The sequence below is a fragment of the Sphingobacterium rhinopitheci genome, from assembly GCF_022627575.1.
In the GTDB taxonomy this organism is placed as follows: domain Bacteria; phylum Bacteroidota; class Bacteroidia; order Sphingobacteriales; family Sphingobacteriaceae; genus Sphingobacterium; species Sphingobacterium rhinopitheci.
The window spans coordinates 1-17206 of record NZ_JADEYQ010000016.1; the positions used below are offsets into that span (position 1 = coordinate 1).

Sequence of the window (17206 nt, forward strand, 5' to 3'; positions counted from 1 at the left end):
CTTCAGGTATAAGGTTTAGTTCTTCTAGAAAGATGTCAAGTCTTTTATCTTCTTTAGTATAATGGGTCATTTCAAAATAATCAGAAACTCCCTCCGGAATAATCAATGGCATTAAAGCCTTAAACGAGTCGTGCATTTATATCAAATATCAAAACATAAATCTCAGATTTTTTTATCTAATCCACAACTTTTGTACATGATCCGTTAAAGTTATAATCTTAAGGAGGGTTTTCATTAAAAACATTAAATTTAATTATGGAAACTCCAAAGAAAAAGAGCACTGAAAAATTTGTCAAAGACATTCGAAAACACACCCGTCGTATTTTCACTTCAGAGCAAAAGATTTTAATCGTTATGGAAGGTTTACGAGCAGAAACTTCTGTAGCCGAACTCTGTCGAAAGCACAATATTGTGCAATCTCAATTTTATTCATGGAACAAAGAGTTTATGGAAGCGGGAAAAAAACGTCTTTCAGGTGATATTACTCGAGAAGCAACCAGTGATGAGGTCTCTGATTTGAAGAAAGAAAATGCTCGATTGAAAGAAATTGTAGCCGATCTAGTTCTTCGTTACGATATCGTAAAAAAAAGTTCAGACATGCTGGATTAATCCATAAATACAGGAAATATATGCGATTATCAGCAGGCGAAAAATACGAAATCATTCAAGCAGTCACACGGAGTGAAATCGGTGTGAAACCAACTTTGGATAGCTTTGGAATTGCCCGAAGTACCTTTTATAAATGGTATCAGAATTACCTCAAAAATGGCTATGATGGCTTGGAATCAACAAAAAGAAGTATTCGTAGACAGTGGAATAGTATTCCGCAGGAGCAAAAGGATTTAGTTGTAGAGATTGCATTGGAACATACCGAGTTGTCTTCAAGAGAATTAGCTTACAAAATAACAGATGAACAAGGTGTTTTTATTTCTGAATCAAGTGTTTATAGGATACTAAAACAAAGAGATTTGATTCCTGCACCCAATCATTTTCTTATTTCAGCAGCTAATGAGTTCAAAGATAAAACAGCATTTGTGCATCAAATGTGGCAGACGGATTTCACTTATTTCAAGATTATTGGCTGGGGATGGTACTATTTGAGTACTGTTTTGGACGATTTTAGCCGCTATATTATTCATTGGGAATTATGTGACTCGATGAAAGCTGAGGATGTAAAAAGGACAGTAGATACAGCAATAGCTAAAGCAAAATTGAAGTCGAAAGCGAAACCGAAATTACTATCGGATAACGGAGCTTGCTACGTGTCAAACGAACTGAAAACTTATCTTAAAAGCGATATGAAGATGAAACAAGTGCACGGAAGACCAATGCATCCACAGACTCAAGGGAAAATTGAACGATATCATCGGACGATGAAAAATGTAGTCAAACTCAATCATTTTTATCATCCCGAGCAGCTCATCGAAGCTTTAACAGAATTTGTAGACAATTATAATGAAAAACGTTATCATGAATCACTGAAAAATTTAACACCTGCTGATGTCTATTTCGGTAGAACAGATCAAATTCTAAGAAAAAGAAAACAGGTCAAAATGAATTCTATTCAGAATAGAAGGCAATTGTATAATCAACAAAAATTACTAAATTTATGACAACAATCTCTCCTTAAGGAGATAGACATAAGTGTCCAATTTAGTTTGATGACGTACATGATGTGTATATTTCCTCCAAACACTTTTTTACATCTTGGTATACTAAACTTTTTTGAGACTAAAAACTCCTTCAGAAATAAAAAAGGCCTCTAAATGAAAATTTATAGAGGCCTTTATTATAAAAAGTATGAGCTATTTCAAAACGCTAATTAACTGATTTACCCTGGTTGCTTCTTAACACTAAATAACCAACTATACCTGCTATTAATGACGTGATTAATATACTTAGTTTAGCTTCTGCAATATTTGTAGGATCATTAAATGAGAGTATAGCGATAAATATAGACATCGTAAACCCTATACCTGCTAATAAACCTACTCCTAAAATATGTCCCCAAGACGAGCCCTCTGGTAAGGAACTTACCCTTAATTTGGTACAAATATATGACACTAATAATATACCAACTGGCTTTCCGAGTAGTAAACCTAATGCAATACCTAAACCTAGATCTGAAATCAAACCTGAAACCATAGTAGATTCTAACGTTATATTCGTGTTTGCGAATGCGAATAATGGTATAATTATAAAATTCACCGGTTTAACTAAGGCATGCTCTAAACGCTCTAGAGGAGATTCTAGATTTGTATCATTCGTTGGTAATGTCATTGCAACAAGTACTCCTGCTATAGTTGCATGAATACCAGAATGGTGAATAAAATACCAAATAAATACTCCAGGAATTAAATACAGATAAGGGTTAAGAACATTAAATCTATTCATTAGAATAAGTACTACCAAACCTATTCCAGCATACATTAAATAAGAAACTTCAATACCCGAAGAGTAAAAGAATGCGATCACTAATATGGCAATCAAGTCATCTACTATAGCAAGTGCTGCTAAAAATATTTTCAAACTTGAAGGAATTCTGTTTCCTAAAAGATTGATTACAGCCAAAGCAAATGCAATATCTGTTGCCATTGGTATTCCCCAACCTGAACTCGTGGTTTGACCGGCATTAAGCCCTAAATATATAATGGCAGGAACAATAGCGCCCCCTACAGCACAAAGTATCGGTAGAGATGCTTTCTTAGGAGATGATAGCTCTCCTTCTACAATTTCTCTTTTAATCTCTAAACCTACCAATAGAAAAAAGATCGCCATTAAACCATCATTTATCCATAGAAGAATGGAATAATTTAGATGTATACTAGCACTTTCATAGCCTACTTTTAGGTCAAGGAATTCTTGCAAGGAGATTGCTAAAGGAGAGTTCGCGATAAGTAATGAAAGGATAACGCATATAAAAAGTAAAATTCCGCCTGCATTACTAGACTTAAAGAAGTCTTTAAAGACATTCAAATTAATTAATTGTGACATAAGATACATTAGTTTTTATTCCAAAAATCCATATTTGGAAAATTGTATTTTGAATTATTATATTTGGGGTCTTTCCCCACTTTATACTGTGTATTATAATCTTGATAAAGGACTAACACCTTACGATGCAATAACAGAATAGCGATTAAGTTCAACCAAGCCATTAATCCGACTCCGATATCACCAAGATCCCATGCCATTTTTGCAGAGCTTATACAACCTATAAATACAGACAGGAGTATAAGGACACGTAAGCCATTTAGTAGTAATTTACTAGATCCTCTCGATTGGATAAAACTAATATTAGTCTCCGCGATATAGTAATAAGCCATTATCGTTGTAAATGCGAAAAAAGTTAGTGCAATCGCTACAAATGAGGAGCCTATTAAGGGAAAATGATGAGCAACAGCATACTGTGTAAATGCAGGCCCCATTTCTACATTAGAATGAAGATTCTGGACAATAAAGCCTCCTTCAGGATTTACGACATTATATTGGCCAGTAAATATAATCATAAGAGCCGTAGCTGTACACACAAAAAGCGTATCGACGTACACTGAAAAACCTTGTACAAGCCCCTGCTTAATAGGATGAGAAACTTCTGCGGCTGCGGCTGCATGAGGAGCTGTTCCCTGCCCCGCTTCATTACTATAAATACCTCTTTTAACTCCCCAAGCAATTGCACTACCTACTATAGCGCCAAAGGTAGAATCTATATTCAAGGCTGACTTAAAAATTAGAGCAAATACACTGGGAATTTGTGCGTAGTTTAAAGCAATTATTATTAGCGCCATGATGATGTATAATCCTGCCATTAAAGGCACTACATATTCAGCAATCTTACTTATTCTACTTACCCCTCCCCAAATGATAAAGGCTAATAATAAGCATAAAGAGATTGCAATAGCATAAGGTGATATATGAAATGCAGACTCAATTGCTAATGTAATACTATTACTTTGAACACTAGGTAAAAGAAAACCAGTCGAAATAATGGTAACTATAGCAAAAGCCCATGCGAAAATCTTATTATTTAATCCCTTCAAAATATAAAAAGCTGGTCCTCCTCGGTATTGTCCATCTTTTACTTCTTTATACATTTGTCCTAAGGTGGATTCCACTATCGCAGAAGCACTACCTAATAGAGCTATAACCCACATCCAAAAAATAGCACCTGGACCTCCCATACCAATAGCTGTAGCGACACCTGCTATATTACCCGTACCTACACGACCTGAAACGGCTAAGGAAAAAGCTTGGAAAGAAGAAATACCTGTAGAAGAACTAGTCCCCTTAAATAATAAAGATACCATCTGCTTTAGATGGGTAAATTGGGGAAATCGAAATCTAATCGTGAAGAAAATTCCTGTAATTAAACAAAGAAAAACTAACGCGTCAGACCAAACTATTTTATAAACAAAATCTATTATTTGCTGCATTTGATATTAGGTATGATATATACAGCCAACTAAGGTATATAAAACCTTCTATTGTATTTAGAATTATCGCATAGATTATATCTATATATCTACAACTTAATTATCAATAATAGCAATTTTTAAATGTTCTTATTATTTTTTTCAACTAATATCTTTAAAAATGTTACTTCTACAAGTGACTAAATTCACCTTTAGTAAAGTAGACTTCAGTGTCCAATTTAGTTGGATAAAGTACAAATATATTTAATTTCAAAAAACAACTTTCTAAAACAAATCTTCGATTCTCTTCAAATCGTCAAGGAAAAATTTTGAGAATTGTTCGGACATGGGTACAAAAAAGCATTCTCCAAAAGAGAAGGCTTTTTTATTTATAATTACGGAGAACTTAGCATCTCATACTTGAATCAATAGGGGATCATGTAAGATCTGGACTACCTAATATTTTTAGGATTAATTCTTTCAAGCCAACTTTTTAATTAAACACTTTAATTTGATTTCGATTTCCAAAGGAGTTCGATAGCCAAGAATGCAATATATTATTTTCGTATTATACGAGTTTATATACAAAGCAATAGCATCAGATAATTGTTCAGAGGAGATGTATTTGAATCTATATAGCCGCTCCTACTTTATTGTATTAAAGAAAGTTTCGGCTACTGCATTGTACCTCATTTAATTTTAAGCATACTGGATGCAGCGATCTGAATGAACAATGAGTCCTTGTTGAATATCACTGCTTACTCTAGCTGGTAACCAAGCTTTAAGGAATGTATTCTTGGTCGTCATAACGCTTTTTAAAGACCATACAATAACTTTTATATCCGCAAAATCAATAATTTTAGTCAAAGAACTCCCTCTATCATTCACTCTTATGTAGGTAATATTAGATACCGACCTTTCACCTATTTCTAGACTTTCAAAACTTCAATCCAGCACATTTCCCGCTATTGGAAAAGAATGTATTGAATCGGTAGTTGTTGTAAACTTTCTTCTCAAGACACTTTTAAATCCCATTTTCTTCATCAGTACTCCTACATAAGAACTAGAATAAATAAGCCCTCCGCGTTCCACATTTTTTAACTCTAAAGCTCTCTTAAATCAGATGGCTACTGCCTTTTTTAGTATATCTCGCTCTTCGGTTACATCCTTTAATTGCTTACTTAAATCTTTCAACTGTGGCTCCTCAATAGATAATTCCTTTTATTTGAAGTAATCACCAGACTTGGAATGATATTCTTGGCTCCATCGACTAATCATGCTATCATTGATAGCGTAGTCATCACTGATATGTTTTGTCTTTATTCCAGATTTATATAGCTCCGTTACTATCAGCTTGAATTCATTGGCATACTGTGCTGCCATTCTTCAAATATATTAATTTCTAACTCAAGTAATTCGTCACAACAAAAGTAGACACACCATATAACGCATGCATGTTAACACTACATAATCTGCTTTACCTTTTTTTCTAAAATTAGCAGCCTTGAATTTATCAAAATGCGCCAAAGTTTATTGTTATAATTATTTAACATACTGTGTTAAAACAACAATAACTCAAACAAAACTTATTATTTAATGTTATATATAATCTTTTGGGGGTTGATTTTTTAAAATAATTAGTATAAACAATCATAAAACTACAGGCTATGGAAAAAGCAAAAAATGTAAAAACAGATCAGCTTGGCCAGCATTTGACAGACAACGATCAAAAGGTATTGACGACCAATGATGGTGTGCCAGTTTACGACAACAATAACACGCTAAAAGCAGGAAATAGAGGCCCATCTTTACAACAAGATCATATCTATTTCGACAAAATGGCACATTTCGACCGGGAACGTATTCCGGAACGCGTAGTACATGCTCGTGGTTCGGCAGCGCACGGTCTATTTGAGGCAACAGGCGATTTATCCGAATATACCACTGCTGCTTTTTTAAAAAAAGGAACAAAGACACCTGTTTTTACCCGCTTTTCTACTGTAGCAGGATTTAAAGGTTCAACAGACCTTGCCAGAGATGTGAGAGGGTTTTCTGTCAAGTTCTATACCGAAGAAGGGAATTACGATTTGGTTGGAAACAATATTCCGGTATTCTTCATACAGGACGCCATGAATTTCCCTGATTTAGTACATGCAGTAAAACCCGAGCCAAATAATGAAATGCCACAGGCAGCTTCTGCTCACAATACGTTTTGGGATTTTATTTCGCTGATGCCCGAATCTGCACACATGATTATGTGGGTAATGTCGGACAGGGCTATTCCACGAAGCCTTAGAATGATGGAAGGGTTTGGCGTACACACCTTCAAATTTGTCAATGATGAAGGAAAATCCACTTTCGTAAAATTCCACTGGAAACCCCGTTTGGGCGTACATTCCGTAGCGTGGAACGAAGCACAGAAAATTTCAGGTTTTGATGCTGATTTTCATCGCCGAGATTTATGGGAAGCAATTGAAAATGGTGATTTTCCACAGTGGGATTTAGGTGTACAATTGATTCCCGAGGAAGACGAGCTGAAGTTTTCGTTCGATATTTTGGACCCCACCAAAATTATCCCGGAAGAATTGGTTCCGGTAAAAATCATCGGAACGATGACCTTGAACCAAAATCCTGAAAATTTCTTTGCAGAAACCGAACAGGTGGCCTTCGACCCTGGAAGACTGGTTCCCGGAATTGATATATCCGACGACCCACTTCTGCAAGGAAGGATTTTCTCGTATATGGATACACAAAATTATAGGCTCGGTGGGCCGAATTTCCATGAACTTCCGATCAACAGACCGATTAACGGAAAGCATAATAATCAGAAGGACGGTTTCGGACGGATGGATATTCTAAAGGGAGCAGTCAGTTATTTCCCAAACAGCAAGGCTGAGGGCTGCCCCTATCATGCCATGCTTAAGGGAAAAACAACAGGTTTCCAATCACATAGACAAGCTATTGATGCGTCAAAAGTGAGGGCGCGTTCAGATTCGTTCGCAGATCATTTTACACAGGCACGCTTGTTCTTTCATTCTCAAAGCCCCGAAGAACAGGAACATATTATCAGTGCTTTGAGTTTTGAATTATCCAAGGTAGATGATGTGAACATCCGCCGAAGAGAATTGGCTATTTTGAACCAAGTTGATAAGGATTTAGCGAAGAAGGTAGGTGATAATTTAAACTTGACACCTCCTAAAGAACTGGATGAATTAACTTTGAAGTTTGCCCGCCAGAATCATCCGGAATATCCGATCAAACCGAAAAAGCCCGAGGTAGAAAAATCAGAAGCTCTCAGTATGAAAATTACGCCCGGAGAAGGAACGATAGAAACCCGTAAAGTAGCCTTTTTAGTAGATGATGGGGTTAGTAAAACCTCTGTGGACAGGATGAAAAAAGCCTTGGAAAAAGAAGGGGCTCAAGCCGTACTGATTGCTTCACATGTAGGAAAGCTGCAGTTTAAAGAAGGTGGAACAGAAGATGTACAACATTCGTACCTCACAGATTCGTCTGTTTTATATGATGCTTTTTATACACCCGATGGCGATTCTGTAAAGAAATTAGCGGACAATCCCGATTACATACAATTCATTAATGAAGGTTTTCGCCATTGTAAAGCCATTGCTTTTGCCAAAGAGGCTGAAGAGCTTATCAAGGAAACTTTAGTTAAAGAAGACCAGGGCGTGATATTGGAAAGCACAAAAGACCTGATCAATGATTTCATTACAGCAATGAAAGGTCATCGTGTCTGGGATAGGGAAAAACCGAGAAAAGTTCCGGCTTAGAATTTGTTTTACCTATATATGATTGATTAATATTGCTCCGGGCAACTCACAGAGGTGGACTATCAAATTAACTAAAATCTATCTCCTATGGATAAGATAAAAATAGTACAACATTCTGGAATTTTAAGTTGTATTGGGAATACGCCATTGATACCTTTGAATCGTGTTTTTTGCGATTCAAAGGTACAATTGTATGGGAAATTGGAAATGTTTAACCCCGGAGGAAGCATAAAGGACCGTACAGCATTCAATATTCTAAAGAATGCAATGGACAAAGGTATTGTGAGCGATAATACGACCATTATAGAATCCACTTCAGGTAATATGGGTATTGGGCTGGCTCGAATATGTCATTATTTCGGCTTGCGTTTGATACTCGTGACGGATCCTCATATCAATACTTTAACCGTCAATATCTTAAAAGCCTTCGAGGCGGAAATTATCACAGTCGATAAGCACGATGGAAATGGCGGATATCTCAAAACACGATTAGGTAAAGTACAGGAGTTGCTACAGGAAATTCCCAATAGCTTTTGGCCGGATCAATACCACAATATGGACAATCCTTCGGCACACGAGCAAACCTTTCTGGAAATCTTAAACAGCCTGAGAAAGGAACCTGACTATATCTTTGTATCTACCAGTACATGTGGCACATTACGTGGATTGGGCGATGCGATCCTTAAGCACAACGCCCTTACCAAAATAATTGCCGTAGATGCTGTTGGAAGTGTGATTTTTGGTGACAAACCAAATAAGAGAATCATTCCCGGAATGGGTGCCAGTCACCCTTCTAACTTTTTAAATCTAGAGCAGGTAGAAGATGTAATCATGATTTCGGACAGGGAATCCGTAGAAGGGTGCCATCATTTGCTGAAAACCGAAAGCATATTGGCAGGTGGCTCTTCAGGAGCTGTAGTAAAGGCTATAGAAAAAAAATTGCTCGACATCCCAGACAACAGTAGCGTAGTAGCCATTTTTGCCGATAACGGCGAACGATATCTGAACACCATTTATTCCGAATATTGGGTTAACCAACAATTTAATTCATTGGAAAAGTGATTTGGAAATCCATACATATAGCATCGGAACCTGGTCAGGAAAAAGATTTTATCCATAAACAGATCCATCGGCAATCAGATTTTGTACCGGGTAGTGATTCGATATTTAAAGTAGGCATCGTAGGTGGAGGTCCGAAGGGCTTATACGCTTTGGAGGAATTGTTTAGTCGTATAAAAGAGGAAAAAATATCAGGCAATTGGCAAATTCTGTGGTTTAACGATACGGAAAATTTTGGATGTGGTCCGAACTATCAAGTAGACCAACCTGACTATTTGCTCATCAACTATTGTATCGGTCACGTAGATGCTTGGGATAGAACTAAAAATTCATCAAAAAACTATTTGAATATGATGGATTGGATTCAAAAATTCAAGACGGATAAAAGGGAAGTTAAGCCTACGGATTTTGCTTCCAGGGCTTTGGTGGGTCATTATTTGCAGTATGTTACGATGCAGGTCATTGGTTCAAGACCCGAAAACATCCAATTAAGACTCATTCCTGAAAAAGTCCGAAATATAGAATCAAATTCCGAGGGAAAATTATGGATTCAAACGGATAATGGTGACTTCTGGTTGGACAACGTTTTACTTACCACGGGACATTGTTACCGCAATTTTCCAATGATCGACTTTCAGGAAAATTCCATTCCTGAAAATTATTTGACCGCAGCTTATCCCGTTCAGGTTTTAGATAAAATTCCACCTAAGAAAAAGGTAGGCATTATTGGTTGGGGATTGACATTTATTGATGTTGCTTTGCAACTGACCGAAGGAAGAGGAGGTCTCTTTGATAAAGCGGATAACTATATTCCCAGCGGAAAAGAATCTATTTTGTTCCCCTTTTCCCGGAATCAACTGCCTATTATGCCTCGTGGACCAATCTATGGAGAAAATACCTATAAGCTTCATTATCTGAATGAAAAATGGTTTGATGAAATACAAACCATTCTAAAGCAGAGAAAAATAGATTTCAGAACCGAACTATTTCCTTGGTTGGAAAGGGAGTTGAATTTCGCTTATTACAGCACGCAGCTCCAAACCCGTGAGGCAAGTGATGTAGAAGCCTATATACTCTCGCTGCCAGAAAAGGACCGATTCAGCTATCAGGATTTATTGTTTCCACAGATTCCAAAGGTAGGAAAGCTACAGGAATCGTATGTCTGTTATGTGGAATCACTAATTGCCGAAGCCGAAAAAGGCGAATTACAAAGTCCATTGATGGCTGCCGCTTCGGTTTGGCGGGAAGCCTCACCATTAATATCAAATATCTATCGGGCAGGAGGTTTTACTGGTGAATCTCATAAATTTTTGGATACGGAATTGTTTGGGGCATTTTGTAGAACCAGTTACGGACCACCGATTGAAAATATGAAAAAAATAAAAGCATTGATGGCAGCAGGCATTATTCAAGTTCAATGGAAAGCAGGTGTGGATTTAACGTATTATAAAGAACAAAATCAGTTTATATTGCAATCCAAAGAAAACCGGGAAAATGTGGATTTTATTGTCGATGCACGTATTGCCCGCCCGAATTTATCGCTGAGCAATTCCGAGCTATATCAAAATTTATGGAAGAATAAGTTGGTCGAACCTTATCAAAATGATAGCTACCGACCCGGTTGCATATGGATAAATGCCAACGGAAAAGCACTGAATTATGAAAAAGATATTCCGCTTTATGTGTACGGCAGTAATACAGAAGGATTTTTGTTGGATAACGATACCTTGTCTCGTAAAAAAAACAATCTTGCATCAAATTGGGCAACCGATACTTTGGAACAACACCGCAAAATTCTAGCGAATCATAATTGAAAACTATTAGAAATAATTGTAAATGAGCACCAATCAACACATACAACATCTTCCTTTAACGCCATTATTACATCCTTGGATAAAAGAACTAATAGGACATCCTGAATTGCTGCTTTCCGCGATAGAAGAGCACGGATCTCCGATCAATGTACATTCTTTGGCACCTTTCGGGGAGAATATACAGGCTTATCAGGAGGTATTCCAAAAATTTGGACTGAAATACAAAATCTTCTTTGCCCGAAAAGCCAACAAATGCATTGTTTTCCCACTTGCAGCTTCAAAACAGGGACAAGGAGCTGATACCGCCAGTTTCCGAGAACTGAAACAATGTTTGGATGCGGGCATCGCCCCGAAAGACCTCATTTTGACGGCTGCTGTAAAAAACAGACAATTACTTGAATTGGCAGTTGAGCATCAGATAACGGTGGTATTGGACAACATGGACGAATGGGATTTGTTGCAACAAATTGTCCGGGACAAGCAAAAGGAAATCACGGTCAATGTTCGTTTGGGAAGTTTCCATTTCGAAGGAAAGACCTTACCCACCCGATTCGGATTTACTTCGGAAGAAGCCTTTTTGTTTATTCAGAAAATTCGCAAGGAAGAACCTTTGTTACGATTTTCGGGATTGCATTTTCACCTAAACGGCTATTCGGTGGAGCAACGTGTAACTGCCATCGAGCAATCTTTGGAGCTCATAGACCGATTGTATGAACAAGGGATCAATACCGAATCGCTGGACATCGGCGGCGGATTTTTGATGAATTATCTGTCCGACAAATTCGAATGGGAAAATTTTCACCGTGAACTCAAACGTGCCGTTTTGGATGAAAGAGAACCTATTACGTATCAGAACGATGCGCTGGGAATGATCAAGCTAAACAATCAGCTATATGGTGAACCTACGGTCTATCCTTATTATAATGAGCTCCACAAAACCGATTTTCTAAAATCCATATTAACTTCCATTTCTTCAACGCAGCAACAGCCACTTTTTGAGTTGCTCAGAAAACGCAACATAGAATTACGAATGGAACCGGGGCGCTCTTTACTCGACCAATGTGGTATAACGGTAGCCAAAGTTGCATTTCGTAAAAAGGATTCAGACGGAAATTGGTTGTTTGGGCTGGAAATGAACCGCACACAGCTTCGCAGTTCCAGTGCCGATTTTTTGTTGGATCCAATTCATATTCCACAAACAGAAAACCTCGAAAATACGGATTATTGTGAAGGATACCTTGTCGGATCCTATTGCCTGGAGCAGGAATTGATCTTGAAACGTAAGCTTGCCTTTTCGCAGTTTCCGCAAGTAGGTGATCTCCTTATTTTTCCGAATACAGCCGGGTATATGATGCATTTTTTTGAATCAGAAGCACATTTGTTTGAGCTGGCGAAGAATTTGGTAGTTGTAGGGAATGTTCTTTATTTTTGCGATGGTTTAAAAATATAAAGCTTTATCTCATCAATAGATGAGTTATTGATTTTAGGACTCCTAATATTTTAGGACTATTTTTCTCAAGCCACTTTTTTATTTATACGCTTTAATTTCCAGCGGAGTTGAGTAACCTAGACTGGAATGTATTCTTTTTGTATTAAACCATTTTATATACTCAGCAATAGAATCAGATATTTGTTCCGAAGAAATATATTTGAATGTATTTAGCCACTCATACTTTATTATTTTAAAGTAACTTTCGGCTATTGCATTGTCCCTACAATTCTCTTTTCTACGCATCCTTTGTATTATTTTTATATTAATAGAAAAAAGATTGGTGATTTATTTGAAGCATACAGGATGCCGCTATCTGAATGAACTATGAGTCCTTGTTGAATATCCCCGCTCCCTCCTACTGATAACCAAGCGCTTAAGAGGGAATTCTACTTTTGTATCATTCTTTGGCAAAGTCATCGCACCAGGCACTCGACATAAGAGTATACTTAGATATCCAATTTACATTAACACACATAGTTTAAATCTATTTCTTAAAATCTATCTCCACGCAAAGATAACACTCCAATTTGCGTATGAGACCGTTTAAAGTATGCTCCTATACGCTAACTGTAAAACTAGAGATCATATGACAGCTCATTTATTAACAATAAATTTCCAAAAAATTAACGCTAATTTATTAGATAAGTGTTTAATTTGTAGTCTATATAATCAAAATTTGAATATAGATCAGAACAGCTTTAACACCTCATATTTTAACCAAAATTAATTTTATATAACACATTAACAATTCTTAGAATCCTAATTTATAAAACATGAAAAAGATCTTCTTAGCACTGACTATTCTGTTTGCTAATAATGTATTATTAGCACAAATCACGGATACGCGCAATGCATTAATAAATCGTGATGAAAGTAAAGTCTTTGTAGTCTCACATCGTGGCGAATGGAGACAGGCTCCAGAAAACTCAATCAAGGCTATTGATTTAGCAATCGAAGCCGGCGCAGATATTGTAGAAATAGATGTAGCGAAAACAAAGGATGGTCATATCATATTGATGCATGACAAAACATTAGAGCGTACAACTACAGGTAAGGGAAAAGTATCTGATTGGACATTAGATTCATTAAGAACATTAAAGCTAAAAAATGGCGCTGGTATACGCAGCAGACATAATATCCCTACTTTAGAAGAGGCTTTATTATTCTCCAAAGGCAAGGTAATGTTGAATTTGGATAAGGCTTATGATATTTTTGATGATATATATCCAATTCTAGAAAAAACAAATACGACGGATCATATAGTCATGAAAGGCAATAAGGATGTAAAAACTGTAAAGCAGCAATTTCACCAATATTTAGATAAAGTGATTTATATGCCTATTATCAACTTGGATAATGCAAATGCTTTACAACTCATTAAAGATTTTGACAAACAACTTAACCCTGTCGCTTATGAGTTCGTTTACAAAAACGATTCAAATCCTCTGCCAAAAGAACTCGCTAAAAGTCTAAAAGGTAAAAGTCTAATTTGGTACAACACCCTTTGGGACACATTAGCAGGCGGTCATGATGATGATTTAGCTGTTGACAATCCAGATGCTGCTTACGGCTATTTGATAAATAAATTAAATGCCAGAATTATTCAAACAGACAGAACTCCTTATTTGGTTGATTATTTACGTAAAAAAGAATGGTAAAACACAAACCATTTTTAGAGCATACCCTATATAAGGTCATCAAAATTTCATCACTATAATAGATAGCTAAAAGCTAAATCGCCAATATTTCATAAGAAATATTGGCGATTACAATTAATAAAAAACACTTTAGTTTCAGGAAAGTCATTCATCTGATGAATGACTTTTCTATTTATTTATGGATCTAATGGTTCATCCCAATCGATAACAAAAGATGATTCAGAAGGTAAAAACTCCAACAATACATCAGAAACTCTCTTTCCTAGAGTATAAGGAACATACCCTAATTCCCTTACACAACGATTACCCATTTTCTCCACTGTATCAATATGCCCAATACTACTTCCTACTAAGGACATTTTATCCTTTGGAAATCCATATTTTAATAACAGTCGTGAACCATTGCGCATATTTGTTGTGGTATGTCTCGCATGGGGATCTATCAAAATAGCGTCAGCGGCAATATTACATACTTCAACCAAATATTTCTTCATTTCAATAGCTTCGACATAGGGAGTTTTGTAAGGATGTACTCTTCCTCCAGAAACAATAATAAATGGAACTAAACCTTCTTGATAAGCTCTTGCAGCCATTCTACATCTCAATATACCGCCCGGACTAATAGGTTGATTATACTTATCAGGACCAGCTCCTAAGACTAATAAAGCGCTATATGGATATTTACTCCAATTCAAATCTTTGCTTTTAACAATAGCAGCTAGGTTTTCGTTATACTCCAATGGCTCCAATAAAGCAGCATCCCATCTTTCATTAATCTCCAAAAAACGGATTGCTGAAATCATCGGTAAAAAGAAAACAGCTGAGTTTTGCTTCATATCTTTCAAAACATCTTGTTGCACATCTTTCAGTACATTCAAATATGATTTATTTGAGGTATTGAATGATATCGAATCGATTCGTGGATAATTAGGTTTCTTTCCTCCTGCATATACATCAATTGCAAAATTCATTGCCTTAAAGTCTTGTACCAACGCAATTGTTAAATATTCTTTTGGAGAAATAAGCTTATCATTTACACTATATTTAGAACTTGACATCAATATTTCATGCACTAGTGTTCTGAAATCTTCTTGCTCATCATAAGCGCGATTTAAAGACTTTTGTAATATCAATATCTCATCATCAGACCACTTAAATCGGTCTATATAACACGATACATCTTTACAATCTACTACAGCATTATGCAATGCCTTTTTCTTTTCCGACAACAATTGTCCAACTCCTTTATCATTTAAAACTAATGTTTCTATAATAGATGGCTGTTTATAAAGAAGGTAGTTTAAATAGTAGTTTTTTGAAATCCCCCATTCTTCTGGAGAACTTGGTATTGGGCTTTTGTTTGAGTTCTGTGCCACCAGGTTAATGGTAGCACAGAAAAATAATAAACATATAATAAAGGCTCTCATAACATTAATTATACCCTATATTTTGATACATTCGCTCAGGATTTAACTTGTACTCATCAAAAGGAATTGGAAAATATCTATCTTTGACACTAATATTAGACAGCTTAGCATTGCCATAATTAGCTTGGTTTTTTGTAGAAAAATAATCAACTAATTCCTGTGGCTTGTAAGTTCTGATTAAATCAAACCAACGATGATTTTCGAACGCTAATTCTACACGTCTTTCATGCAAAATCGCATCTTTCAATGTTGGGTATAAATTTACATAAGTAGGATTTTGTATTGAAATATCATACGAAGGCAAACCTGCTCTCTCCCGTACCTCATCCAATAAAACAATCGCTTCACTTTCTTCACCTAAGTACATTTTCGTCTCAGCTAACATCAACATCACATCAGCATAACGAATCAATATCCAATCATTACCGCCCCAGCCAGTAGTTCCTGCAGCGGCACTATTATCTCTAAACTTGGTAACAAACCAATCATTAACACGAGAATCAGTAGCGAATTTCACAGAGAATTCTTTTCTAATATCTCCGACTTCATATTCACTTACCAAGTCTTTACTTGCTCTAGTACCTACACCAGTTGAAGGAAATTGAGAATTAATATTTTCACCTCTAGCTTGATTATTACGTGCTATATTAGAGTGGTATTTCTGATCACCTTGCAAATATTGAACTTGAAAAATCAACTCTTTACAGTTCATTTTTTGATTCACATCAAAAACATCACTATAGTTTATTTCAGACAACTCTCCAAAAGTACGGGCTGCGTATGCAGCTTCTAAATGTTGTTCAGCTTTCAAAAGATTAGCTTGTTTATCATCTGTAAATGTCGTCCCCATTGTCAAGTACACTTGACCTAAAAGTGCATTTATAGCCGTTTTTGAGGTTCTCCCAACTTGATATTCCCACTGCTGATTTGGCAAATTACTATCCAATGCATCAGTCAAATCCTTTACTATTTGTTTATACACTTCAACCTCTTTCACACGAAATGCTAAAGCAACAGCTTGCTCTTTTGTAGTGATTTCTTCTGTAACTAAAGGAATATCTCCAAATTTGCGAACCATATGAAAATATAATAACGCTCGTACAAATTTAGCCTCGGCAATATATCTTTTTTTCAATGCTTCATTTGATAATTCCACCTGTTCGATTCTTGATAAAACTGTATTACATCTAGCTATCCCATCAAACATAGCAGACCAATGTGTTCTCAAATAACTATTACTAGGTAATATCGAAAAATCATTAAATTGAAATGGCTCTCCTGCATTGGATTGATTATCATCTCTACCAGCATTGTCCGAACGTTCTTCATTATATAATGCACTCCCTTCGCCTACTGTATTTCCTGACCTTAATACTTCGTAAAGACCATTTACGGCAGCCCCAACATCACTTTCACTTTTAAAAAAGTTCTCTACAGAAACAGCATTTGGATCACTCTGATTGAGAAAATCTTTCTTACAAGAGCCTAAGGCTAATAAAATAAATGGTAAAATATATCGCTTTTTCATTGTTGACAATTATTAAAATAATAGAAATTCT

General features: G+C 36.2%; 11 protein-coding genes and 1 pseudogene. 6 read left to right on the plus strand and 6 right to left on the minus strand.

All coding sequences use genetic code 11. From position 1 onward, the window contains the following. Positions 1–255 precede the first annotated feature (255 nt). Positions 256–1613, plus strand: a protein-coding gene (locus tag IP023_RS12730; protein WP_394801855.1) for an IS3 family transposase whose coding sequence is annotated in 2 segments (ribosomal slippage) — positions 256–571 and positions 571–1613 — 1359 coding nt in all. Because the reading frame shifts where the segments join, the coding sequence is not laid out codon by codon here. A gap of 205 nt (positions 1614–1818) precedes the next feature. On the opposite strand, the gene nhaA is transcribed toward IP023_RS12730, so the two are convergent. From nhaA to IP023_RS12745, 3 genes and pseudogenes are all read right to left on the minus strand, one after another. Continuing rightward, entirely contained in the window at positions 1819–2994 is a 1176-nt protein-coding gene (gene nhaA / locus IP023_RS12735) for a Na+/H+ antiporter NhaA (RefSeq protein WP_241790774.1), read from the minus strand. A gap of 8 nt (positions 2995–3002) precedes the next feature. Further along, the gene (locus IP023_RS12740; RefSeq protein WP_241790775.1) at positions 3003–4433 is read right to left on the minus strand and encodes an alanine/glycine:cation symporter family protein; all 1431 of its coding nucleotides are present in this window, start codon (positions 4431–4433) and stop codon (positions 3003–3005) included. Between the two features lie 459 nt (positions 4434–4892). Next, positions 4893–5795, minus strand: a pseudogene (locus IP023_RS12745) (IS3 family transposase). A 284-nt stretch (positions 5796–6079) separates the two neighbouring features. Here IP023_RS12745 and IP023_RS12750 point away from each other — a divergent pair. The 4 genes from IP023_RS12750 to IP023_RS12765 all read left to right on the plus strand — a co-directional run bounded on the left by IP023_RS12750 (position 6080) and on the right by IP023_RS12765 (position 12520). Further along, the gene (locus tag IP023_RS12750; protein WP_241790776.1) at positions 6080–8197 is read left to right on the plus strand and encodes a catalase; all 2118 of its coding nucleotides are present in this window, start codon (positions 6080–6082) and stop codon (positions 8195–8197) included. 87 nt (positions 8198–8284) lie between these two features. Next, positions 8285–9259: a 2,3-diaminopropionate biosynthesis protein SbnA gene (gene sbnA, locus IP023_RS12755; RefSeq protein WP_241790777.1), complete on the plus strand. Its 975-nt coding sequence runs from the start codon at positions 8285–8287 to the stop codon at positions 9257–9259. Then, positions 9256–11070 carry an FAD/NAD(P)-binding protein gene (locus IP023_RS12760; protein WP_241790778.1) on the plus strand — a complete coding sequence of 605 codons (1815 nt, stop codon included), beginning with the start codon at positions 9256–9258 and terminating at the stop codon, positions 11068–11070. Before sbnA ends, IP023_RS12760 begins: the two co-directional genes overlap by 4 nt. Before the next feature lie 22 nt (positions 11071–11092). Further along, on the plus strand, positions 11093–12520 hold the full coding sequence (locus IP023_RS12765) for a Y4yA family PLP-dependent enzyme (protein ID WP_241790779.1): 1428 nt from the start codon (positions 11093–11095) through the stop codon (positions 12518–12520). A gap of 78 nt (positions 12521–12598) precedes the next feature. Here IP023_RS12765 and IP023_RS15955 read toward each other — a convergent pair whose 3' ends face one another. Then, complete coding sequence (locus IP023_RS15955; protein ID WP_394801856.1) at positions 12599–12805, minus strand: integrase core domain-containing protein; 207 nt, start codon at positions 12803–12805, stop codon at positions 12599–12601. A gap of 530 nt (positions 12806–13335) precedes the next feature. On the opposite strand from IP023_RS15955, the gene IP023_RS12770 reads away from it, so the two are divergent. Further along, on the plus strand, positions 13336–14220 hold the full coding sequence (locus tag IP023_RS12770; protein WP_241790780.1) for a glycerophosphodiester phosphodiesterase family protein: 885 nt from the start codon (positions 13336–13338) through the stop codon (positions 14218–14220). A 176-nt stretch (positions 14221–14396) separates the two neighbouring features. Here the strand turns inward: IP023_RS12770 and IP023_RS15895 are convergent, their stop codons facing one another. Both IP023_RS15895 and IP023_RS12780 read right to left on the minus strand, forming a co-directional pair. Then, complete coding sequence (locus IP023_RS15895) at positions 14397–15596, minus strand: YdcF family protein (protein ID WP_241790781.1); 1200 nt, start codon at positions 15594–15596, stop codon at positions 14397–14399. Between the two features lie 55 nt (positions 15597–15651). Continuing rightward, a complete protein-coding gene (locus IP023_RS12780; protein WP_241790782.1) occupies positions 15652–17175 on the minus strand; it encodes a RagB/SusD family nutrient uptake outer membrane protein in 1524 nt (507 codons plus the stop codon). Between the last annotated feature and the right edge of the window lie 31 nt (positions 17176–17206).